This window comes from Olleya sp. R77988 (assembly GCF_044594215.1).
Lineage (GTDB): Bacteria > Bacteroidota > Bacteroidia > Flavobacteriales > Flavobacteriaceae > Olleya.
The window spans coordinates 818827-841074 of the sequence record NZ_CP138988.1 but is presented as its reverse complement, the minus strand read 5'-3'; the positions used below and the strand labels follow the sequence as shown (position 1 = coordinate 841074).

Annotated in this window: 20 protein-coding genes and 1 tRNA gene; 13 read left to right on the top strand and 8 right to left on the bottom strand. The window is 31.7% G+C overall.

Annotated elements, in window-relative coordinates; genetic code table 11:
• Positions 1–129: 129 nt before the first annotated feature.
• On the top strand, positions 130–2535 hold the full coding sequence (locus tag SJY17_RS03700; protein ID WP_397364121.1) for a TonB-dependent receptor domain-containing protein: 2406 nt from the start codon (positions 130–132) through the stop codon (positions 2533–2535).
• Between the two features lie 59 nt (positions 2536–2594).
• The gene (locus tag SJY17_RS03695; protein WP_397364120.1) at positions 2595–3116 is read left to right on the top strand and encodes a hypothetical protein; all 522 of its coding nucleotides are present in this window, start codon (positions 2595–2597) and stop codon (positions 3114–3116) included.
• A 35-nt stretch (positions 3117–3151) separates the two neighbouring features.
• Here the strand turns inward: SJY17_RS03695 and SJY17_RS03690 are convergent, their stop codons facing one another.
• Entirely contained in the window at positions 3152–4264 is a 1113-nt protein-coding gene (locus SJY17_RS03690; RefSeq protein ID WP_397364119.1) for a TolB family protein, read from the bottom strand.
• 59 nt (positions 4265–4323) lie between these two features.
• Here SJY17_RS03690 and SJY17_RS03685 point away from each other — a divergent pair, with 59 nt between their 5' ends.
• A complete protein-coding gene (locus SJY17_RS03685) occupies positions 4324–5550 on the top strand; it encodes a M28 family peptidase (RefSeq protein ID WP_397364118.1) in 1227 nt (408 codons plus the stop codon).
• A 2-nt stretch (positions 5551–5552) separates the two neighbouring features.
• On the opposite strand, the gene SJY17_RS03680 is transcribed toward SJY17_RS03685, so the two are convergent.
• From SJY17_RS03680 to SJY17_RS03660, 5 genes are read right to left on the bottom strand one after another with little or no spacing between them, the layout of a single operon-like run.
• A complete protein-coding gene (locus tag SJY17_RS03680) occupies positions 5553–5762 on the bottom strand; it encodes a hypothetical protein (RefSeq protein WP_397364117.1) in 210 nt (69 codons plus the stop codon).
• A 24-nt stretch (positions 5763–5786) separates the two neighbouring features.
• Positions 5787–5945 (bottom strand): hypothetical protein, encoded by a 159-nt coding sequence (locus SJY17_RS03675; RefSeq protein ID WP_397364116.1) that lies wholly within the window; start codon positions 5943–5945, stop codon positions 5787–5789.
• 2 nt (positions 5946–5947) lie between these two features.
• Positions 5948–7339 (bottom strand): radical SAM protein, encoded by a 1392-nt coding sequence (locus SJY17_RS03670; RefSeq protein WP_397364115.1) that lies wholly within the window; start codon positions 7337–7339, stop codon positions 5948–5950.
• Positions 7329–8072 (bottom strand): prolipoprotein diacylglyceryl transferase, encoded by a 744-nt coding sequence (locus SJY17_RS03665; RefSeq protein WP_397364113.1) that lies wholly within the window; start codon positions 8070–8072, stop codon positions 7329–7331. Before SJY17_RS03665 ends, SJY17_RS03670 begins: the two co-directional genes overlap by 11 nt.
• Before the next feature lie 41 nt (positions 8073–8113).
• Complete coding sequence (locus SJY17_RS03660; protein WP_397364112.1) at positions 8114–9568, bottom strand: membrane dipeptidase; 1455 nt, start codon at positions 9566–9568, stop codon at positions 8114–8116.
• 102 nt (positions 9569–9670) lie between these two features.
• Here SJY17_RS03660 and dusB point away from each other — a divergent pair, with 102 nt between their 5' ends.
• Positions 9671–10666 (top strand): tRNA dihydrouridine synthase DusB, encoded by a 996-nt coding sequence (dusB, locus tag SJY17_RS03655; RefSeq protein WP_397364111.1) that lies wholly within the window; start codon positions 9671–9673, stop codon positions 10664–10666.
• Here the strand turns inward: dusB and SJY17_RS03650 are convergent, their stop codons facing one another.
• Both SJY17_RS03650 and rbfA read right to left on the bottom strand, forming a co-directional pair.
• A complete protein-coding gene (locus tag SJY17_RS03650) occupies positions 10667–11872 on the bottom strand; it encodes an ABC transporter permease (RefSeq protein WP_397364110.1) in 1206 nt (401 codons plus the stop codon).
• On the bottom strand, positions 11873–12268 hold the full coding sequence (gene rbfA / locus SJY17_RS03645; protein ID WP_397364109.1) for a 30S ribosome-binding factor RbfA: 396 nt from the start codon (positions 12266–12268) through the stop codon (positions 11873–11875).
• 82 nt (positions 12269–12350) lie between these two features.
• On the opposite strand from rbfA, the gene mce reads away from it, so the two are divergent.
• The 9 genes from mce to SJY17_RS03600 all read left to right on the top strand — a co-directional run bounded on the left by mce (position 12351) and on the right by SJY17_RS03600 (position 22245).
• The gene (gene mce / locus SJY17_RS03640; RefSeq protein ID WP_397364108.1) at positions 12351–12752 is read left to right on the top strand and encodes a methylmalonyl-CoA epimerase; all 402 of its coding nucleotides are present in this window, start codon (positions 12351–12353) and stop codon (positions 12750–12752) included.
• 56 nt (positions 12753–12808) lie between these two features.
• Positions 12809–12882 (top strand) — tRNA-Ile (locus tag SJY17_RS03635).
• A 234-nt stretch (positions 12883–13116) separates the two neighbouring features.
• A complete protein-coding gene (gene ilvD, locus SJY17_RS03630; protein WP_397364107.1) occupies positions 13117–14796 on the top strand; it encodes a dihydroxy-acid dehydratase in 1680 nt (559 codons plus the stop codon).
• A 105-nt stretch (positions 14797–14901) separates the two neighbouring features.
• Positions 14902–16635, top strand: coding sequence for a biosynthetic-type acetolactate synthase large subunit (gene ilvB / locus SJY17_RS03625; RefSeq protein ID WP_397364106.1), 1734 nt, complete (start codon positions 14902–14904; stop codon positions 16633–16635).
• A gap of 1 nt (position 16636) precedes the next feature.
• Positions 16637–17167, top strand: coding sequence for an acetolactate synthase small subunit (ilvN, locus tag SJY17_RS03620; protein ID WP_397364105.1), 531 nt, complete (start codon positions 16637–16639; stop codon positions 17165–17167).
• 42 nt (positions 17168–17209) lie between these two features.
• Positions 17210–18688, top strand: coding sequence for a ketol-acid reductoisomerase (gene ilvC / locus SJY17_RS03615; protein WP_397364104.1), 1479 nt, complete (start codon positions 17210–17212; stop codon positions 18686–18688).
• Positions 18689–18773: 85 nt separating this feature from the next.
• Positions 18774–20039, top strand: coding sequence for a threonine ammonia-lyase IlvA (gene ilvA, locus SJY17_RS03610; protein WP_397364103.1), 1266 nt, complete (start codon positions 18774–18776; stop codon positions 20037–20039).
• A gap of 399 nt (positions 20040–20438) precedes the next feature.
• Positions 20439–21068 carry a GNAT family N-acetyltransferase gene (locus SJY17_RS03605; protein ID WP_397364102.1) on the top strand — a complete coding sequence of 210 codons (630 nt, stop codon included), beginning with the start codon at positions 20439–20441 and terminating at the stop codon, positions 21066–21068.
• Positions 21058–22245, top strand: coding sequence for an argininosuccinate synthase (locus tag SJY17_RS03600; protein WP_397364101.1), 1188 nt, complete (start codon positions 21058–21060; stop codon positions 22243–22245). The genes SJY17_RS03605 and SJY17_RS03600 overlap by 11 nt, the downstream gene beginning before the upstream one ends.
• Positions 22246–22248: the final 3 nt, after the last annotated feature.

The window sequence follows — 22248 nt, the reverse complement described above, 5'->3', positions numbered from 1 at the left end:
TGCAAATATAAAGTAATTATTGGGCTTTTTTTCTTTATTTCTTTTATTTGAAAACAGCTATAATTTGTGGGTTTTCCCACAACAAAAAGTGTAAAACTATTGTTATATTGCATAACCAACCAATTTTAAATGAAGCACTTTATTTACGTATTTTTTTTATGTATCTCTACCTTAAGTTTTAGTCAAGATTTGGTGTTTTCCGGAAAAATTTTAGACGCTAATAATCAAGCTATCCCTTATGCAAATGTTGTTTTATACGAGCTTACTAAATCTGAAATTTCTGTAGTAAAAGGCGTGTCTTCAAATGAAAACGGAGACTATAAAATTGAAGAATTAACAAGTGGTAAATACAGATTTACAGTAAGTTATGTTGGTTACAAAACAATTGATAAAGAGTTTAATTTAGATGAAAATACCAACACATCGTTTACTCTAGTAGAGGATACTGAAACCTTAGATGAGGTTTTAATTACTGCAAATAAACCAACCTTAAAAAAGGAGGTAGACCGCTTAGTTTTTAATGTAGCTAACACGTCTTTAAGCGAAGGTAATATGTTAGATCTTTTAAGAAGCACGCCTGGAGTTTTAATTTTAGGAGATGTTATTTCTGTTAAAAATAGTTCGCCAACAGTATTTATTAATGACAGAAAAGTACAATTATCTGCAACAGAACTTAATCAGTTACTCTCAAATTCTTCAGCAAATTCAATTCAAAAAATAGAAGTTATTACTAATCCACCAGCAAAATATGATGCGGATAGTGGTGTGGTGTTAAATATTGTAATGAGTAAAAACCTAATTACAGGTTATAGAAGTACTGTTTTTGCAAATTATACTCAAGGTGTGTTTCCAAGATATAATGGAGGAATAAGTCAGTATTTTAAAAACAAAAAAATTAATGTAAACCTTAATTATAGTTACAACCATAGTAAAGTTAACAGAGATAATAACGAAGAGATTAACTATTTAAATAATAATCAAGTTTCGGAAAATTGGACAACAAATTTAAACCGTAACACAACATCAAAAACGCATAACGCAAATCTTAATTTTGATTATTTTATAAATGATAATAGCACCATTAGTATCTCTTCTAATCTGTTATACTTACCCTATTTTGATTATTCGACTAAAGGAAATACTCGTGTAAATGATATCCAAGGAGTAAACGATTATAGTTTTGATTCTCATAATTACTCTCAGGACGATAAATATAATCTTGGAACTGATTTAGATTATAAATTAAAGTTTAAAAACGACGCTAAACTATTAATAAATACACATTTTACAAAGTACGATTATAACAGAATTCAAGAGGTAAGAAGTAATTATTATGATGCAAATACTGTGTTTGATTTTGCGACTGCTTTTAACACTTTAAACAACCAAACAACAGATATTTTAACCTCTCAATTAGATTATGAGTTACCATTAAGTGATACTGCTAATTTTTCTGTAGGTATTAAAACATCAAATGTAAATACAGATAGTGATATTACTCAATTTGATATTGATCAGACCTCAGGAAATCAAACATTAAACACAGCAAACACCAATGCTTTTAATTATGACGAGTCTATTTTTGCAGCATATGTTAGTTATGATAAAAGTTGGGATAAATGGAGTTTTTCTGGAGGATTAAGAGCAGAACAAACCAATCTTGAAGGATTATCACCAACTACTAACTTAAATAATAAACAAGATTATTTAGAGCTGTTTCCAACACTAAACCTTAGTTGGCAAGCTTTTGATAATGCAAGTTTATACACTAATTATAAACGTATTATTGAGCGTCCAAATTATCAAGATTTAAATCCGTTTAATTTTTATTTAAACGATAATACTATAGTAACTGGTAATCCAAGTCTACAACCTGCTTTTACTAACCATTTTGTAATAGGTTCCGAAATTAATCAAGTTTATACAGTAGAAGCTTATTATAAAGATGTTACAAACCAAATTAACGAGTTGCCTTTACAAGATAATACTACAAGCACGTTAATATATTCTCCAACCAATATTGGAAGCACTAAAGAGTTTGGTTTTGATTTTATAACTTACTTTGATGCGTTGGATAATTGGTCAGTATATTTTGTGACTTCGTTTTACAACATCCAAGACGAAGGCTTTTTTAATAATCAATGGGTTAAAACAGATCAATGGAGTAACTACTCTGTTTTAAGCAACGATTTTTCATTTTTAAAAGATAATAGCCTTTCGGCTAATTTTACCTTGACTTATGTTGGTAAAAATCAACAAGGGTTTCAAAAGGTAGATTCTCGTTTGGTGTCAGATTTATCTTTCAGCAAAAAAGTATTTAAAAACAAAGGTGTTTTGTCTTTAGCTTTTGCAGATTTGTTTAATCAACAAGACTTTGCAGTACGATCAAAATATGCTAATCAGAATAGTCGAAATTTTTCTAATCTTGATAACCGTTATATTAAGCTAGGCTTTAGTTATAAGTTTGGAAATACTACTCTAGAAACTAATGAACGCACTAAAGAGTTGAAAGAACGTGAACGTTTGGAGAAATAGAGTTGCTGTAAACGGAGTTGTATATAATTTGAATCCGATTAAATAGAATCAAAAATTTAATGAAATCTGATAGTTTTGAAAATTTTGGTAGATATAAAAAATTAGTTAGTGAAAAGTTAGCTGAATTCATATTAGAATTTGAAAATTCACCTGAACGAATAAAGAATTTAATACACTACCAATCTGTAATAAATATATCTAGAGAAATAATTCGATTCAATAATTCAGAATTCAATAACTTGAAAGAGCAGATACTTAAGTACTTTGAAATAGTTAAAGAAATAGATTTCTTAATTGACGAAAACAACTATGAAGAACTTCAAAAACAGAAAATGGAAAGCAGAAAAAGGTACAATAAATATATTTTTCCTGCTGGCTCTATCTTAATGACTGAAAGTGGGTTTAAAACTAAGCTTCCAATTGGGTTTTATTTGTTTATTGGAATAATAATGGATTTTATTATTTACTATAGTTTCAGCAAAGATATAGTTCCTCTTTCTTCGATTGTTTTTCTTGGAGTCGGAATTTTATTTCGAAAAAGAAAAAATAATAAAAACAAAGTGTTTGGATTATTTAAATAAAAACTAATTTTCTCAACAAGTTTTCAATCTCTAAATTAATCTTTCCACTCAGCAATAAACAAATTAGTATCACGTCCACCACCATTGTTACGGTTAGAAGAAAACGCTAATTTTTTACCATTATTAGAAAACACAGGAAACGCATCAAAGGTTTCGCCATGTGTAACACGTTCTAGATTTTTACCATCAATATCAATTAAGTATAAGTTAAACGGAAAACCACGTTCTGCTTCATAGTTAGAAGAGAATAATATTTTTTCTCCAGAAGGATGAAAAAACGGACTCCAGTTAGCATTACCTAAATCGGTTAATTGACGCAACTCACTACCATCTGCATTACAAATGTATAGTTCCATGTCTGTTGGCTCTACTAATCCTTCAGCTAATAAATCTTTGTATTCTTTAATTTCTTTTTCGGTTTTAGGACGTGATGATCTAAAGATTAATTTAGTTCCATCTGGAGAGAAAAAAGCACCACCATCATAACCTAATTCGTCTGTAATTTGTTTTACATCACTACCATCAATATTCATGGTGTATAATTCTAAATCACCACTTCTAGTCGATGTAAATACAATTTTATCACCTTTTGGAGATACTGTTGGCTCTGCATCATAACCTTTTTCGTTAGTTAATTGCTTAACAATATTACCTTCAAGATCTGCTATAAAAATATCAAAAGTATCATAAACTGGCCAAATATATTTTCCATTTTTACGTAAAGGTGTTTCTGGACAATCTTTGTCTGCTAAATGTGTTGACGCATAAATAATATGTTTGTTATCTGGTAAAAAATAAGAGCATGTTGTACGACCATAACCTGTACTAACCATTGGTGGAGCAATACTATCAAAGGTTTGATTAGCATCCATTAAAAACATTTGGTCACAACCAACATTCCATTTTTTGTAATTAGACTGAAACACTAATTTACTGTCATCAAAACTCCAATAGGCTTCTGCATTATCTCCTCCAAAGGTAACCTGACGTAAGTTTTTAAAGTGCTTTTCTTCAGGATAAATTAAAGGGTTTTTTGTTGCTGAAACTTCGGTTTTAGAGTCTTTTTTTTCAACCTCTTGTTTTGTTTCTTTTTTACAAGAAAAAAATAGAGTTGTCACTAGTAAAATTCCGAATAAACGTGTTTTCATAATAGTTTTAATAAATGGCATTTATTGCCTAATTTTGAACAAAATTAATACTTCTTATTATGAAATTAATAAAACTACTTGTTTTTTTACTAGTATTTGCTTCTTGCAAAACCGAAACACCTAAAGTAATTACCATTGAGGAAGATGTTGCTTTTTTAGCAGATGACGCTTTAGAAGGTAGACAAACTGGTACTGATGGAGAGCAAAAAGCTGCTAAATATATTGCAGAGCGTTTTAAAAACTTAGGGTTACAACCAAAAGGAACTGATGGTTATTTTCAAGTATTTTCTTTTAAACCAAAAACAGATCCACATCAAGAAGTAAAATACAATGTCAAAGATGGAGACAGTACTATTACAGGAACAAATGTGGTTGGATTTATTGACAATAAAGCAGAAAACACTATAATTATTGGTGCACATTATGACCATTTAGGTTATGGTGCAGAAGGGAGTTTGTATAGAGGCGAAACAAAGGAAATCCATAATGGTGCTGATGATAATGCAAGTGGAGTTGCAGTACTTTTAAATTTGATTAATAAATTAAAAGCGAAAAACACAAACAACAACTATATGTTTATTACTTTTTCTGGAGAAGAAATGGGTTTATTAGGCTCTAATTATTACACCAAAAACCCAACAGTAAATAACAGTAAAGCCAATTATATGATTAATATGGATATGGTTGGTCGTTTAAAAGCAGATAGTACTTTGGCTGTTTATGGTGTTGGAACGTCTCCAATTTTTAAACAGACTTTAAAAGCACATAATAACCGTTTTAAATTAGTACAAAAAGAATCTGGTGTTGGTCCAAGTGATCATACTAGTTTTTATAATGTAGATATACCTGTATTACACTTTTTTACTGGTCAGCATGACGATTACCATAAACCATCAGATGATACAGAGCGTTTACATTATAATGGAATGCAAGTGATATCTAACTATATTTTTGAAATTATTACTGACTTAGATAATAACGGAAAATTACCGTTTAGAAAAACTAAAAACGAAAGCGAAGAAGTGCCAAGATTTAAGGTTGGTTTAGGTGTAATACCTGATTACTTATTTGACGGAAAAGGAATGCGTATTGATGGAATAAGCGAAGAAAGGCCAGCACAAAAAGCAGGATTACAAAAAGGAGACATTGTTGTTAAATTAGGAGACAGTAGTGTTGTTGATATGATGAGTTATATGAAAGTTTTAGCAACCTTTAAAAAAGGAGACAAAACTAATGTAACTGTTGATAGAAGCGGTAAATTGGTTGATGCTGAGGTTCAGTTTTAATATTACATCATACTACCACAAATACCTAAGCTTACAATAAGATAAACAGCAGCTAGAATAAAAAATACTTTAGCTGCTTTTTTGTTTTTTTTAAGCAATGCAAACCCAATTATAGCAAGTAAAATTGGTGGTCCAACCATAATTGCTATTATTAAAATCACTATTCCACCATAACCTCCTCCTCCTGTTGCTTCAACTAATAATGTTGTCATAATTGTATTTTGTTTATTTTAATTTTAAAATAAATAATCTCCACATAACCCAAACCCAACAATAAGATAAATAATTGCTAGAATATAAGCGGTTTTAGATTTTTTACTATTTTTTTCTGATTTTAATCCTATTAAAATAAATAATAAAGGAGGTATAAACATTATTGCTAAAATCATAGCCATAATTACATCTCTTTTCTAAGTTCTTCCAACCTTGCTTTTTTATCGTCACGATAAAATAAATTCATGGTTTCAAAAGGAATTACTTTATTGTCTTTATCTACAATATGTACACACGATTTTTTAATAGCTCTAACATCAAAATTATAAGCATCAATAAACTGCATGATAATAACTCTAAATAAATTATCGTAACCCAATTCTGGTGCGTCAATATTAGGCAAGCAGCACATAATGGATTTTAAGTTTTCTTCTGCAACTTCTACGGAATTTCCTGTACTAAACAACTCCACCATTTTACCCTGAAGCTGCTCATCTTGCTCATAAATAATAGTGTTTTTGCTATTATCTAATAAATCGTTTGGATTAATATAACGCGTTAACGGAAAAACTTCATCTTCTAATTTAAGCGCATAACCCATTACCAAAGCATCAGGATTACAAGGCACAGGAAGCAAATCGTCAGAATTAAAAATAGAGGTTTGTTCCATTATTTTTCGTCGTACTTCAGTAATTGTCATTCTATCGGTTTCTGGATTAAAATTATCCAGTCGTCCAGCAATTTGTGTTGGTTGTAACGTTACACCTCGCACACATTTCTGTTTTAAAGCATAATCAATAATCTTCCCAATTTCGTTATCATTTAATCCTTTTTGAAGCGTCACCACTAAAGTGGTTGACAGATTTAGTTTATTAAGGTTTTCTATTGCTTGTTTGCGTATGTCGTTTAAATCTGCTCCACGTAATTCGCGAAGCACTGAGTTTTCAAAAGAATCAAATTGTAAATAAATCTCAAAATCTGGAGCGTAGGTTTTTAGTCTTTCAGCGAAAGCGAAATCTTTAGCAATTTTAATTCCGTTAGTATTTAGCATTAAATGTCTAATAGGTAACGATTTTGCGTAGTCCATAATTTCCCAAAACTGCGGATGAATTGTTGGCTCTCCACCAGATATTTGTACCACATCTGGTTCTTTTTCGTTCCTAACAATGGTATCTAACATCGCTTTAACCTCTTCTAAAGTACGATGTCTACCATAGGTTGGTGACGATCCAGCATAACAGGTTGGACACGTTAAATTACAACGATCAGTAACTTCTACTACTGTCAAGCAACTATGCTGCTCATGGTCTGGACACAAACCACAGTCGTAAGGACAACCATAGTCCGTTTTGGTGTTAAATGTATAAGGTGTTTCGCTAGGTTTGTTATAGTTACGGATGTTTTTATAATACTCGATATCGTCCGCAATTAGCACTTTACTATTTCCATGTTCTTTACAGCGTTTAAGCATGTACACATTACTATCTTCAAACACTATTTTTGCGTCTACACGTCGTAAACACTCAGGACATAGGCTTAAAGTAAAATCGTAATAAGTATATTTTCTAACTGGCATGTTTTAGTTTTTGAAAGATGAAAGGACTATAATATAACCAACAAATTACACATAATATTTGAATGGTACTTAAACCAAGAGTGTAAAATATATTTGGCTTTAAAAACTCGATAAAAAATCTGAATCCAAAATAGCTTAACATAAAAACCTTGAATAATTCTCCATTTTTTAAACGATAATTATTGTTTATAAACCTTAGAATTATAAACAATAGCGTTAAAAAAACGAGCTCGTAGAGAGAGGTTGGATGACGTAGTAAACCATCACCTAAATCCATCCCAAAAAAAGACGAGGTTTCTTTGCCATAAGTAAACTCGTTAATACCAGACAAGAAACAACCAATGCGACCAATAAAGATGCCTAAAATAATAGGAAAAACAAACAAGTCTCCAGAAGACTGTTTTTCGCCAATCATTTTTTTAGCTAATTCCACACCAAGTAAACCACCAAATAAACCACCCATTATGGTTTTTGTGTTTAGTAATTGGATGAGGTTTTTTGTAGTAAATTCAATTAAAGGGTTTTCTAAAAAACCAACCAAACGCGATCCAATTAAAGCACCTAAAGCAGCACCAAGAATGATGGATAAACGATTATTAGTATTGATTGCATCTGTGTTTTTTCGTCTTAAAAAAACATAATACCTAAAGGCAATAAAAAAAGCGAGGTACTCTAAAACAAGATGAATGTTTATATTAATTCCAAAAAATTCTAGATTAAAAGGTAGTTGCAAAGTGCTGTTTTAAAGTTTAAAAAGTAGGCTATTTAACACGATTATACAAAATGCATTTCCATAAAATCTTTAGCATTTTCAAACATAAATTTATCAATAATTTTCTGGGCAGATAGTTTGTTTTTTGTACTAAGTTTTCCTGCTTTTGGGCTGTTTAAAAAATCTTTAGCATGATTGACTAAATAGCTATGTATGTCCTTTATTTCTTTAGCTGTCCAAATACCGTTTAAAGGATCAATAATACCATCAAAATCAGTTCCTAAAGCTTGTATGTTCCAAGCATCACGACCTAGTACATTAAGATAAATTGCAATATGCTCTATTTGTCTCCAGATAAAAAAGGATTGTTTACGTAATAATGGTTTTCCTTTTTTAGTCATGGTTTTTTTAGCTTCTTTATAGATGTCTTTATGGTTTCTTTTATTTAAGATGCGACGTTCATCTAACTGAATTCCAAAAATTCCTTTTGAGCGTTCAATTTTTTGGATTTCATCCATATAAAAATTAATATCAGCTGTATTAAACCCTTTGTGCCAAACACGATTATGTGTTTTAGGCTCTAATCGTCCGTTAATGGCTCCATGACTAACAATAAGCGGAATGGTTTCGGTAAAATTAGCTTCTAAAAAAGCATAATATTCATATCTAGATTTAATATTCATATGCTTTAAGTCAATTTGGATACGTTTACCATTGGTATTATCTAATAATTTTAAAATAACGTCTTTCCCTAAAGGGGTAAGTCCTTTGTTTTTGTTTGCATTTTGATCGATAAGCGATTTAACAATACCTGCAAGACTTTCGGCATGACCACATAACTCGTTATCAAAATGATGAGCTATACCAACAAAAAACGGTTTATATTTCCAGTTTTTTACTGTTTCAATATTACTTATTACCTCATTTTTATTTGCAGTAGGTTTACCTGCAAGTCTTAAGCCTGTATTAAATACATGACAACCTTCTATAGACATGATGACGTATAAGGTGTCTTTAGGCGAGTTAAAATCTATATCGCTATATTTTTTAACCAGTTTATACTTTTTAGGCACACCATTTACTAAGACATTGGTGTCGTGTAATTGCTCATAAAATTTATACTCGTCACACAAGTCAACAAAATAATCAGGCATGTTTTGGATATGCTTGATTCTTTCCATGCTAATTCCTGTTGCCAAATTCCTTAGGATGCGACCAGACAATTTTACTTTTTTGGTGTTGTCATGAACAACCATCCCTTTTTCCATAGGATATAAGGACGCAATTATTACTTTTCCGTTACCTTTTAAAACAGTATTAATATCGGATTGTCTAAACTTTGTTAATGAGAGTAATACATTAAGCACTTTTCTAAAAACCTTTGGTCGTTCAGCGTTCCAGATACTGTTTTCGTCATCTTCATTACTACTGTTTCTGTTTGTTGCGTTATTGTCTTTAAAACTCTTCCCAAATGGCTTTAAAGCAGGATGACAATGTAGGTCAATAAAATGTTTCATAAATTGGTTTATTTTTAATAGCGATGGTTGTAACCCTCAAAAGAGGTTATAGGTTACTAAAGTTAGTTAAAAAAATGTAATTTTGCGCCAAAACAAACCCAATTGGTAAAAATAGGTAACATAGAGCTTCCAGACTTTCCATTATTGTTAGCACCAATGGAAGACGTGTCAGATCCTCCTTTTCGTGCATTATGCAAAGAGCAAGGTGCAGATGTGGTATACACAGAATTTGTAAGTAGTGAAGGTTTAATACGTAATGCTGCAAAAAGCGTTATGAAATTGGACATATATGAAAAGGAACGTCCTGTTGGTATCCAAATTTTTGGAGCTAATTTGGATAGTATGTTACAAACTATTGATATTGTTGCAGAGTCTAAACCTGACATTATCGATATTAATTTTGGTTGTCCAGTAAAAAAAGTGGTTAGCAAAGGTGCAGGAGCTGGAATCTTAAAAGACATCTGTTTAATGGAACAGCTAACTTCAGAGATGGTTAAACGTACAGATATTCCTATTACTGTAAAAACGCGTTTAGGTTGGGATCATGATTCTATTAGAATTGTTGAGGTTGCAGAACGCTTACAAGATGTAGGCTGTAAGGCAATTGCAATACATGGTCGTACACGTGCCCAAATGTATAAAGGTGATGCAGATTGGAAACCAATTGCTCAAGTAAAAAACAATCCACGAATGACTATTCCTGTCTTTGGAAATGGAGATGTTACTAGTCCAGAACGCGCTATGGAAATGCGTGACGATTATGGTTTAGATGGTTGTATGATTGGTCGTGCTACTATTGGTAATCCTTGGTTTTTTAAACAAGTAAAACACTTTTTTGAAACAGGAGAACATTACAGACCAATTACAATGCAAGAGCGTGTAGAAGCTGCTAGAAGACACTTACAAATGTCTATAGACTGGAAAGGAGAAATCCTTGGTGTTTTTGAAACTAGACGTCATTATACCAACTATTTTAAGGGTATTCCTCATTTTAAAGAATACAGAATGAAAATGGTTACTAGCGATGCATCAGTAGATGTGTTTGCTGCATTTGATGAGGTATTGGAAAAATTTGGAGACTTTCAGTTTACAGAATAATTAACTAGTCTTTACTAAATCTCGTGTAATCCTAGAAGCTGCAATTTTTGAAGCAATAATCCCTAAAACACTAATAGTAATCATCACTATTACAAAGTTTTTAAAATGAATAGCAACAGGATAGGCTAAACTATCTGTTATCATAATTAAACTAAAACTAGCTTGTAATTGTATGATTATATATCCAATTATTAGTCCTAAAAACCCACCAATAAAAGTCATTAAAACCCCTTGGTAAAAAAAGATGGTTCTAATATCTTTTACAGTTGCACCAATATTAAACAACGTGTTTAAGGTTTTCTTTTTATCCAAAATCATCATCACTATTGAGCCAATAACATTAAACAGAGCAATAATTAGTACTAAAGTAAAGATCAGGTAAACCGCTAAATTTTCAGTGTTTAGCATTTTGTAAACCGCATCGTTAAGTTGGTCTTTGTTTTTTACAACAATGTTATCTCCTATAATAGTTTTAATATCTTTTTTAACTTGATCTTCATCTGCATCTTCTGTTAGTTTAAACTCTAAATTAGTATACTGATTAGGTTTATAATTTAATAATTGTCTTGCAGTTTTTATTGATGAAAAAATATATTTATTATCCAGCTCATCGTTAATAGTGTAAATACCAACATTAACGGTATTTACTTGGTTTAAAGCTTGATTTTGAGAGCTAATTTGACCCTTTCCAGGCCTAGGGACAGATAACGTAATGCTCTTTCCGTAATCGTTAACAAAAACAGATAAGCGGTTTGATATTGCCCAACCAACTACAATTTGTGGTGTGTCTGGATACAACCAATTACCATAAGGAATAACAGAGTCTATCGCAGTAATTTTATTGTATTGTTCATCAACTCCTTTGATATAAGCTGGATGATTGTTCCCTTCTGATGAGGCAATGATACGTTCTTCAATTATTTTAGAAAAATTAGCAACACCCTTAATCTTTAATAATTGTTGTTCTTGATTTTTGTCAAGAATAAAGGATTTTCCAATAGTCGTTTCGGCTTTTAAATCTGGATCAATAATACTTGTAAACTCTAAAGTAAAATCTCTTAAACCAGCAAAACCAGACAGTACAATAAATAAAGAAGCAGCACCTAAAACAATTCCAACAATAGCAATAATAGTAATAAAGTTAATAGCGTTATTACTGCTTTTACTGCGTATATAACGCTTTGCTATGTATAACGGAAAGTTCAATTATCCTTTATTACGTTTGTCTAATAAATCAGGGTTTGTAATTGGATTTTCTTCTCCTTTAAGGGATTTTTCAATTTTATCGATGTGCTCTAAACTATCATCTACATAAAACTCTAAAACAGGCATTCTTCGTAATTGGTTCCTTGTACGTTGTGCTAACTCGTGTCTAATCATTGGTTTGTTTGCCTTGATACCCACTAGTAATTCTTTAGCCTTATCATTAGGAAAAATACTTAAATACACCTTAGCGTCTGTTAAATCTGCGGTTACTCTAACCTTAGAAACCGATATAATCACACCTCTCATTCCACCTTGTGTAGCAGCTCCTTGAAGGATATCTACTAAATCACGCTGTAAAACTGAAGCTATTTTTTTTTGTCTTTGACTTTCTTCCATGTTGCAAAAATAGTTGTTATTACAAGAATATATTACTTTTAAGGCATATTTAAGCAATTATTATACCTTAAAATACATAAAAATGAAAAAAATAGAGCATATAGGTATTGCAGTAAAAAATTTAGATGAATCAAATATGCTTTTCGCGAAACTTTTTGGAAAAGCACATTATAAAACCGAAACAGTAGAAAGCGAAGGCGTAAACACTTCTTTTTTTAAAGTAGGCCCTAATAAAATAGAACTGTTAGAAGCGACTAAACCAGAGAGTCCAATAGCTAAATTCTTAGATAAAAAAGGAGAAGGTATACATCATATTGCTTTTGAAGTTACTAATATTAAAAAAGAAATAAAACGACTAAAAAAAGAAGGGTTTATTGTTTTAAATGAAACCCCTAAAAAAGGAGCAGATAATAAGTTAGTCGCTTTTTTACATCCAAAATCATCCAACGGAGTACTAATTGAGCTTTGTCAGGAGATTAAGTAATTTAAAAAAGGTTTGGAGTATTTTAAAAATAGTAGTAATATTGCACTCCAATTTCCGGTCCTATAACTCAGTTGGTTAGAGTATCTGACTCATAATCAGAAAGTCCATGGTTCGAGCCCATGTGGGACCACCTCTAAAACCGATTCATTAATTTGAATCGGTTTTTTTGTTTTCATACATTTCGTAATTTTTTCTACAAAAAATATATTTTGGACATCATAAGCGGTTTAACATAATCGACTGATTTTTAGGTATTTAATTAATTAATTTTAATTATGACTTTAGTCTCTATTTAAATATTACTGTAATAAGAAAAGGTCAAACTTTTAATTTAGATTAATATTTAAAAAGAAGAAGGCCATAAATGAGTCAATTAAACAAACACAGTCGCAGATTAACACAAGACGAATCTCAACCAGCATCTCAAGCAATGCTATACGCAGTAGGTTTGACAGATGAAGACATGCAGAAAGCACAAGTTGGTATTGCAAGTACTGGTTACGATGGTAATCCTTGTAATATGCATTTAAATGGATTAGCTGGAGAAGTAAAAATAGAATGTAAAATTGCTGGATTAGTTGGTTTAGGATTTAATACAATTGGTGTTTCTGATGGAATTTCTATGGGTACTTCTGGTATGAACTACTCATTGGCATCTAGAGATATCATTGCAGATTCTATTGAAACTGTTATGAATGCGCAAAGTTATGATGCATTAATATCTGTAGTTGGTTGTGATAAGAATATGCCAGGAGCTGTAATTGCTATGTTGCGTTTAAATCGTCCTTCAATTATGATGTATGGTGGTACTATTGCATCTGGAAATTATAAAGGAAAAAAACTAAATATCGTCTCTGCTTTTGAAGCTTTAGGTCAAAAAGTAGCTGGAGAAATTGACGAAGAAGAATACAGAGAAATCATAAAAAGAGCCATTCCAGGAGCTGGAGCTTGTGGTGGAATGTATACAGCAAACACTATGGCTTCTGCTATAGAGTGTATGGGATTTGCATTACCTTATAATTCTTCTATTCCTGCTGAAAATCCTAACAAATTATCTGAAGCAGAACGTACTGCAATAGCAATTAAAAATTTGCTTGAACTAGATTTAAAACCATTAGATATTATTTCTAAAAAATCTTTAGAAAATGCAATTGCTTTAGTAAATGCATTAGGCGGATCTACAAATGCAGTGTTACACTTTCTAGCTATTGCACATGCAGCAGATATAGAGTTTACTTTAGAAGATTTTCAAAGAGTATCAGACAGAACACCTTTAATTGCCGACTTAAAACCATCAGGAAAATACTTAATGGAAGATGTACATGGAGTTGGAGGTACTCCAGCAATAATGAAATATTTATTAGACAATGGTTATTTACATGGTGATTGTTTAACAGTTACAGGAAAGACTTTAGCAGAAAACTTAGCAGAAGTAAAACCAATGGAATTTGAAGATCAGGATGTTATTTTCCCTAAAGATAAAGCATTAAAATCTTCAGGAAATATTCAAATTATTTATGGTAATCTAGCAACAGAAGGTGCTGTAGCAAAAATTTCAGGAAATGAAGGATTGCTTTTTGAAGGAAAAGCAGTGGTTTATGATGGAGAACAAGCAGCAAATACAGGTATTTCTAATGGAGAAGTAGAACGAGGAGATGTAGTCGTCATAAGGTATGTGGGTCCAAAAGGAGGTCCAGGAATGCCAGAAATGTTAAAACCAACCTCTTTAATAATGGGAGCAGGTTTAGGTAAGTCTGTTGCATTAATAACAGATGGTCGCTTTTCTGGAGGAACTCACGGGTTTGTAGTTGGACACATAACACCAGAAGCACAATCTGGAGGAACAATAGGACTATTAAAAACTGGTGATAAAATTAGAATTAGTGCAGAAGACAATTCAATAAATGTTTTAATTTCTGATGAAGAATTAGCAGAAAGAAAAGCAAAATGGGTTGCTCCACCATTAAAACATAACAAAGGAATTTTATATAAATACGCAAAAATAGTAGCGTCTGCATCAAAAGGATGTATTACTGATGAATAAATTTTCACGAAGTAATCTCTTTAAAGAATAAATAAAAATAAATGACATCTTGAGTTTAACAAAGGATCTCAATTAAAGAAATATAATAATCCTAACAAGATTAATATGGATACAAAAACAAAACAAAATAAATCTAAAAGCACTCAAAAAACAGAGCGTATTTCTGGTAGCGAAGCTATCATAAAATGTCTGTTAGCAGAAGGTGTGGATATTCTTTATGGATATCCAGGAGGAGCCATTATGCCAGTTTATGATGAGCTTTATAAATACCAAGATAAAATTCATCACGTATTAACACGTCATGAACAAGGAGCAACACATTCTGCACAAGGATATGCACGTATTTCTGGTAAAGTTGGTGTTGCAATTGCAACTTCAGGACCTGGAGCTACAAATTTAATTACAGGAATTGCAGATGCGCAAATAGATAGTACTCCAATGGTGTGTATTACTGGTCAAGTAGCATCGCATTTATTAGGTAGTGACGCTTTTCAGGAAACTGATATTGTTGGTATTTCTACTCCAGTAACCAAATGGAACCATCAAATTACAAAAGCTTCAGAAATCCCTGAAGTGATGGCAAAAGCATTTTATTTAGCAAAAAGTGGTCGTCCAGGACCAGTTTTAATTGATATTACTAAAGATGCTCAGTTTGAAGAGTTCGATTTTAAATACGAAAAATGTAAAGGCGTAAGAAGTTATAACCCAATTCCTAAATTAGATCACACATCAGTTGAAGCTGCTGCAAAACTAATTAATGCAGCAAAAAAACCAATGATAGTTTGGGGACAAGGCGTGTCTTTAGGTCAAGCTGAAGCACAATTTAAAGCAGTAGTAGAAAAAGCAGGAATACCTTCTGCTTGGACTATTTTAGGCGCAGGAGCAATTCCAACGTCGCATCCTTTAAATATTGGTATGGTAGGTATGCATGGTAATTATGCACCAAATGTATTAACTAATGATTGTGATGTTTTAATTGCAATTGGTATGCGTTTTGACGATCGTGTAACAGGTAGTTTAGATACTTATGCAAAACAAGCAAAGGTTATTCATTTTGAAATTGATCCAGCCGAAATAGACAAAAACGTAAAAACAGAGGTGGCAGTTTTAGGTGATGCTAAAGAAAGTTTAGCTGCTTTATTACCGCTTTTAGAAGAAAAAACTCATCCTGAATGGCATCAAAAATTTAAAGATTTGTATGCTATTGAATATGAAAAAGTTATTAAAAACGATTTAAATCCTTCTAAAGAAGGATTAACAATGGGTGAAGTTTTAAAGGAAATTAATGCGCAAACTAAAGGTGACGCAGCAATTGTTACAGATGTTGGACAACACCAAATGATTGCTTGTAGATATGCTAATTTCAATAAAACTAGAAGTAATATAACTTCTGGTGGTTTAGGGACAATGGGCTTTGGTCTTCCAGCTGCAATTGGAGCTAAAATGGCAGCTCCAGATCGTGAGGTTATTTCCATTTCTGGAGATGGTGGATACCAAATGACTATTCAGGAGTTAGGTACAATTTTTCAGCAAAAAGTACCAGTAAAAATTGTTGTGTTAAATAACGAGTTTTTAGGTATGGTTAGACAGTGGCAACAACTATTTTTTGATAAACGTTATGCCTCAACCGAAATGACCAATCCTGATTTTGTTGCTATTGCAAAAGGCTATTTTATAGACGCTCAAAAAGTAACAAAGCGTGAAGAACTTAAAGATGCAGTAGAAAAAATGATAAACACAGATGGACCTTATTTTTTAGAGGTTTGTGTCGAAAAAGAAGATAATGTGTTCCCAATGGTACCTTCTGGTGCTTCAGTTTCAGATATAAGATTAGAGTAAAATGGAAGAAAAACAATTATTTACAATTTCAATTTATACCGAAAACAACATTGGTTTGTTAAACCGTATTTCGGCAATATTTCAGCGTAGACACATTAATATTGAAAGTTTAAATACATCAGCTTCAGAAATTGAAGGTGTATCAAAATTTACAATAGTAATTAATATGACTGAATCTAATATTAAAAAAATCATAGGTCAAATTGAAAAACAAATCGAAGTTATAAAAGCTTATTATCATAAAGACGAAGACACTATTTACCAAGAGTCATGTTTATTTAAAATCAAATCTGATTTATTGTTTGACGAGCGTCAAATCCAGAATATAATAAAAGATAGTAATGCAAGAATAGTTACAGTTAATAAAGAGTTTTTTGTTTTAGAAAAGTCTGGAAGACGTAACGAAATTGAATTATTACATAGAGAATTAAGTGCTTTTGGAATACTACAATTTACTAGATCTGGTAGAATTGCAGTAACAAAACAACCAATGGAAATATCAAAAATACTATCAGCATTTAACGCTAATTAAAACAAAAAAACAATTAGCATAACAAATTAATAAATTAAGACAATGTCAAATTATTTTAACACATTAACATTAAGAGAAAAATTAGAACAATTAGCTAAATGTCGTTTTATGGACGCTTCAGAGTTTGAAGATGGTGTAGACGCATTAAAAGGAAAAAAAATAGTTATTGTTGGTTGTGGAGCTCAAGGTTTAAACCAAGGATTAAATATGAGAGATTCTGGATTAGATATTTCTTATACTTTAAGACAAGCTGCAATAGATCAAAAAAGAGAATCTTATGTAAATGCAACGTCTAATGGTTTTACAGTTGGTACATACGAGGAGTTATTACCAACAGCAGATGTTGTTATTAATTTAACACCAGATAAGCAACACACAAATGTTGTAAAAACTGTAATGCCTTTAATGAAAAAAGGAGCAACATTATCTTACTCTCATGGTTTTAATATTGTTGAAGAAGGCATGCAAATACGTGAGGATTTAACCGTAATTATGGTGGCACCAAAATGTCCTGGTTCTGAGGTTAGAGAAGAGTACAAAAGAGGTTTTGGAGTACCAACATTAACTGCTGTACACCCAGAAAATGATCCTGAAGGAAAAGGTTGGGCACAAGCAAAAGCTTATGCTGTAGCAACTGGAGGACATAGAGCTGGTGTATTAGAATCGTCTTTTGTTGCTGAGGTAAAAAGTGATTTAATGGGAGAGCAAACTATTTTATGTGGTTTGTTACAAACAGGAGCTATTTTATCTTTTGATAAAATGGTAGAAGAAGGTATTGATGCTGGTTATGCAGCAAAATTAATTCAGTATGGTTGGGAAACGGTAACCGAAGCTTTAAAGCATGGTGGAATCACTAACATGATGGATAGATTATCTAATCCAGCTAAAATAGAAGCGTTTAGATTGTCTGAACAATTAAAAGATATTATGCGTCCACTATTCCAAAAACATATGGACGATATTATGACTGGTCATTTCTCTAAAACAATGATGGAAGATTGGGCAAATGATGATAAAAATTTATTGACTTGGAGAGCTGCAACAGGAGAAACAGCTTTTGAAAAACAAACAATTACAACTCAAGATATTCCAGAACAAGAATATTTTGATCACGGAACCTTATTAGTTGCTTTTGTAAGATCTGGTGTTGAGTTAGCTTTTGAAGCAATGACAGATTCTGGTATTATAGATGCTTCTGCATATTACGAGTCTTTACACGAAACACCATTAATTGCTAATACAATTGCAAGAATGAAGTTAGCAGAAATGAATCGTGTAATTTCTGATACAGCAGAATATGGTTGTTATTTATTTGACCATGCTTGTAAACCATTATTAACGGATTTTATGAAGACAGTTTCAACTAACGTGATTGGAAAATCATTTAGTTCAGAAAATGGAGTTGATAACCAAGAGTTGATTAAAGTTAATGCTATTATTAGAAATCATCCAGTTGAAAAAGTTGGAGCTAAATTAAGAGCTTCTATGACTGCAATGCAAGTCATTAAATCTGACGCTTAAGCTAAAATTTTACAGACCTATCAGATTTTTTAAACTTGATAGGTCTTTATAAAAAAATCAATTTTCACTTTCGTGGAAACTAAACATGGAGCAAACAACAACATACAGACCAACATTAGAAGCTATTGAAGCTGCTGCAGAAAAATTAAATGGGATAGCATCTGTAACACCATTAATGAAAAATGCACGCTATTCTAAGCAATTTGATGCTAATGTTTTCTTCAAAAGAGAAGATTTACAGGAAGTACGTTCGTATAAAATTCGAGGAGCATATAATAAAATATCATCTTTAAATGCCTCTCAAATTGAAAATGAAATTGTTTGTGCAAGTGCAGGAAATCATGCACAAGGTGTTGCAATATCTTGTAAACTTTTAAAAATTAAAGGTACCATTTTTATGCCTTCACCAACACCTAATCAAAAGATTGAACAGGTAAAAATGTTTGGAGAAGACTATGTAGATGTAATTTTAGTTGGAGACACTTTTGACGATGCTTACCATGCAGCAATAGAGCAAAGTGAAGCCTTAAACAAAACGTTTATTCACCCTTTTAATGATGAAAAAGTTATAGAAGGTCAGGCTACAGTTGGTTTAGAAATAATAGACCAAGCAAAAGCACATCCAATAGATTATGTTTTTGTACCAATTGGTGGAGGTGGATTATCTGCAGGTTTATCTTCAGTATTTAAGTTGTTGTCACCACAAACTAAAATTATTGGTGTAGAGCCAAAAGGTGCACCATCAATGTTAACGTCAATTAGAAACAATAAAAACACAGAATTAAACTCTATTGATAATTTTGTAGATGGAGCAGCAGTTAAACGTGTTGGAGATTTAAATTTTGCAATTTGCAAAGAAACGTTACATCGTGTAGTTACAGTAGACGAAGGTAAGATTTGTCAAACCATTTTAGAATTATATAATAAAGACGCAATTGTTGTAGAGCCAGCAGGAGCGTTAAGTTTGTCTGCTTTAGAGTTTTTTAAAGAAGAAATAAAAGGAAAGAATATTGTATGCGTAGTTAGCGGAAGTAATAATGATATTACACGAACTGCCGAAATTAAAGAACGTGCATTATTGCATGCTAATTTAAAGCATTACTTTATTGTAAAATTCCCGCAACGCTCTGGAGCTTTAAGAGATTTTGTAGTAGATATTTTAGGTCCAACAGATGATATCACTCATTTTGAATACACAAAAAAAGCAAACCGAGAAAATGATGTTGCTGTTGTTGGTATACAATTAAAATCTCCAGATGATTTGGAACCATTAATAACAAAAATGAAACTCCATAAATTTTATGGAGATTATTTAAACGACAAACCTGATTTGTTTCAGTTTTTAGTGTGATTTTGATAATTATCACTTTAAATTCTATCAAATCTGTAAAAATTCATCAAAAATCAATCAAAATCAACTTTTATATAAAATTAAATTATACGTTTGTATCATGTTTATAACAATAAATAAAAACGAAAGACCCTCAAGTTTGCCAACGCGCAGACGACGTCGCTAATGCTAATACTTCAAGCTAATTAGTTAACAGTTTTTATTTTTTTTCACATTGAACAATTCATCACAAATATTTTCCTTTTTAAACACAGTTATTAGAAATAATAACAGGATTGTTATGCGTCCCGTTTTTCGTCGTCGCCCTTAGGGTGTCCTTATATATATAGAACTAAGGTGAGTCCGGTTCTGCTTTCAAAAAAACAAAATCAATACATTTTTAATTAAAAATCAATTACAATGGAAATTGTCATTGCTAATAAATCACATAGTATTTACGCAGATATTATTTGCGAAACTATTGCAGAAGCTTCTAAAGTTAGAGGTACAGGAATTGCAAAACGAAAACCAGAATATATTATTACCAAATTAGAAAACGGTAATGCTGTAATAGCTTTAGAAGGCGATAAGTTTGCTGGTTTTTGTTATATCGAAAAATGGGGTCATGGTAAGTTCGTGGCCAATTCTGGATTAATTGTGCATCCTGATTTTAGAAACTTAGGGTTAGCAAAAAAAATCAAAAAGATAATTTTTGAGCATTCAAGAGCTAAGTTTCCAGATGCTAAAGTGTTTAGTATTACAACAGGTTTAGCTGTTATGAAAATGAATAGCGATTTAGGTTATAAACCCGTAACCTTTTCAGAATTAACAGACGATCAATCTTTTTGGAATGGTTGTCAAACCTGCAAAAATTTTGATGTTTTGACTAGAACAGAGCAAAAAATGTGCTTATGTACAGGTATGTTGTATGATCCTTCTAAAAAAGAAGAATCAAAATCTGAAGCTAAAAAACATGATAAAAAAGTATGGACAAGATTGAAAAATATTAAGCAGTCCATGTTCCTAAAAAAAGATAAAAATGAAAAATAAAGGCAAATTAGTAATAGCATATAGTGGTGGATTAGACACATCCTATTGCGCAGTAAGTTTAAGTAAAGCAGGATATGATGTGCACGCAGTAAGTGTAAATACTGGAGGTTTTTCTGATGAAGAAACTCAAACCATAGAAGCTAATGCGTATAAAATGGGTGTTTCTACTTATAAAAATATTGACGCAATTGCATCGTATTATGATAGAGTGATTAAATATTTAATTTTTGGAAATGTGCTAAAAAACAACACCTATCCTTTATCTGTAAGTGCAGAACGTATCATTCAGGCAATCGAAATTGTAGAGTACGCAAAAAGTATTGATGCCGAATATATCGCACACGGAAGCACAGGAGCTGGAAATGATCAAGTTCGTTTTGATATGATTTTTCAAACCTTAGCGCCAAATATTAAAATTATTACACCAATTAGAGATGGAAGTTTAACAAGACAACAAGAAATTGATTACCTAAAAGAAAATGGAATTGATATGTCTTGGGAAAAAGCAAAATACTCAATCAATAAAGGACTTTGGGGAACAAGCGTTGGAGGATCAGAAACCTTGACTTCGGAAAAACCATTACCAGAATCGGCATTTCCATCACAATTAAAGCATGCCGAAGAAGAGAAAGTAACATTAACTTTTTTAAAAGGAGAATTGGTTGCTGTTAACGGAATTAAAAACAATCCAGAAATTAATATTGAAGTCTTAAACAACCTAGCATCTGCTTATGCAATTGGTAGAGATATTCATGTTGGAGATACTATTGTTGGTATTAAAGGTCGTGTTGGTTTTGAAGCTGCAGGTGCTTTGGTTACTATCAAAGCACATCATTTATTAGAAAAACACACGCTTACCAAATGGCAATTACAACACAAAGAATATTTAGCGAGTTTCTACGGAATGCATTTGCATGAAGGTCAATATTTAGATCCAGTAATGCGAGATATGGAAGCTTTTTTACAAAGCAGTCAAGACAAAGTCTCAGGAGATGTTTTTGTAACGCTAAAACCATATCATTTCAATTTAGATGGTATTACATCTAAGCATGATTTAATGAATGCGAAATTCGGAAGTTATGGTGAAGAAAATAAAGGTTGGACTGCAGATGAAGCAAAAGGCTTTATCAAAATTGTAGGTAATCAAAATAAGATTTATCAACAAGTAAACTCATAAGCT

Excerpts from the sequence above, each read along its gene's own strand:
- SJY17_RS03685 (WP_397364118.1), top strand. The coding sequence starts at position 4,324 with ATGAAATTAATAAAACTACTTGTTTTTTTACTAGTATTTGCTTCTTGC.
- mce (WP_397364108.1), top strand. The coding sequence starts at position 12,351 with ATGAAAAAAATAGAGCATATAGGTATTGCAGTAAAAAATTTAGATGAA.
- ilvB (WP_397364106.1), top strand. The coding sequence starts at position 14,902 with ATGGATACAAAAACAAAACAAAATAAATCTAAAAGCACTCAAAAAACA.
- ilvA (WP_397364103.1), top strand. The coding sequence starts at position 18,774 with ATGGAGCAAACAACAACATACAGACCAACATTAGAAGCTATTGAAGCT.
- SJY17_RS03690 (WP_397364119.1), bottom strand. The coding sequence starts at position 4,264 with ATGAAAACACGTTTATTCGGAATTTTACTAGTGACAACTCTATTTTTT.
- rbfA (WP_397364109.1), bottom strand. The coding sequence starts at position 12,268 with ATGGAAGAAAGTCAAAGACAAAAAAAAATAGCTTCAGTTTTACAGCGT.
- SJY17_RS03675 (WP_397364116.1), bottom strand. The coding sequence starts at position 5,945 with ATGGCTATGATTTTAGCAATAATGTTTATACCTCCTTTATTATTTATT.
- SJY17_RS03695 (WP_397364120.1), top strand. The coding sequence starts at position 2,595 with ATGAAATCTGATAGTTTTGAAAATTTTGGTAGATATAAAAAATTAGTT.
- ilvC (WP_397364104.1), top strand. The coding sequence starts at position 17,210 with ATGTCAAATTATTTTAACACATTAACATTAAGAGAAAAATTAGAACAA.
- SJY17_RS03600 (WP_397364101.1), top strand. The coding sequence starts at position 21,058 with ATGAAAAATAAAGGCAAATTAGTAATAGCATATAGTGGTGGATTAGAC.
- SJY17_RS03660 (WP_397364112.1), bottom strand. The coding sequence starts at position 9,568 with ATGAAACATTTTATTGACCTACATTGTCATCCTGCTTTAAAGCCATTT.
- SJY17_RS03700 (WP_397364121.1), top strand. The coding sequence starts at position 130 with ATGAAGCACTTTATTTACGTATTTTTTTTATGTATCTCTACCTTAAGT.
- SJY17_RS03605 (WP_397364102.1), top strand. The coding sequence starts at position 20,439 with ATGGAAATTGTCATTGCTAATAAATCACATAGTATTTACGCAGATATT.
- SJY17_RS03670 (WP_397364115.1), bottom strand. The coding sequence starts at position 7,339 with ATGCCAGTTAGAAAATATACTTATTACGATTTTACTTTAAGCCTATGT.
- ilvN (WP_397364105.1), top strand. The coding sequence starts at position 16,637 with ATGGAAGAAAAACAATTATTTACAATTTCAATTTATACCGAAAACAAC.
- ilvD (WP_397364107.1), top strand. The coding sequence starts at position 13,117 with ATGAGTCAATTAAACAAACACAGTCGCAGATTAACACAAGACGAATCT.
- SJY17_RS03680 (WP_397364117.1), bottom strand. The coding sequence starts at position 5,762 with ATGACAACATTATTAGTTGAAGCAACAGGAGGAGGAGGTTATGGTGGA.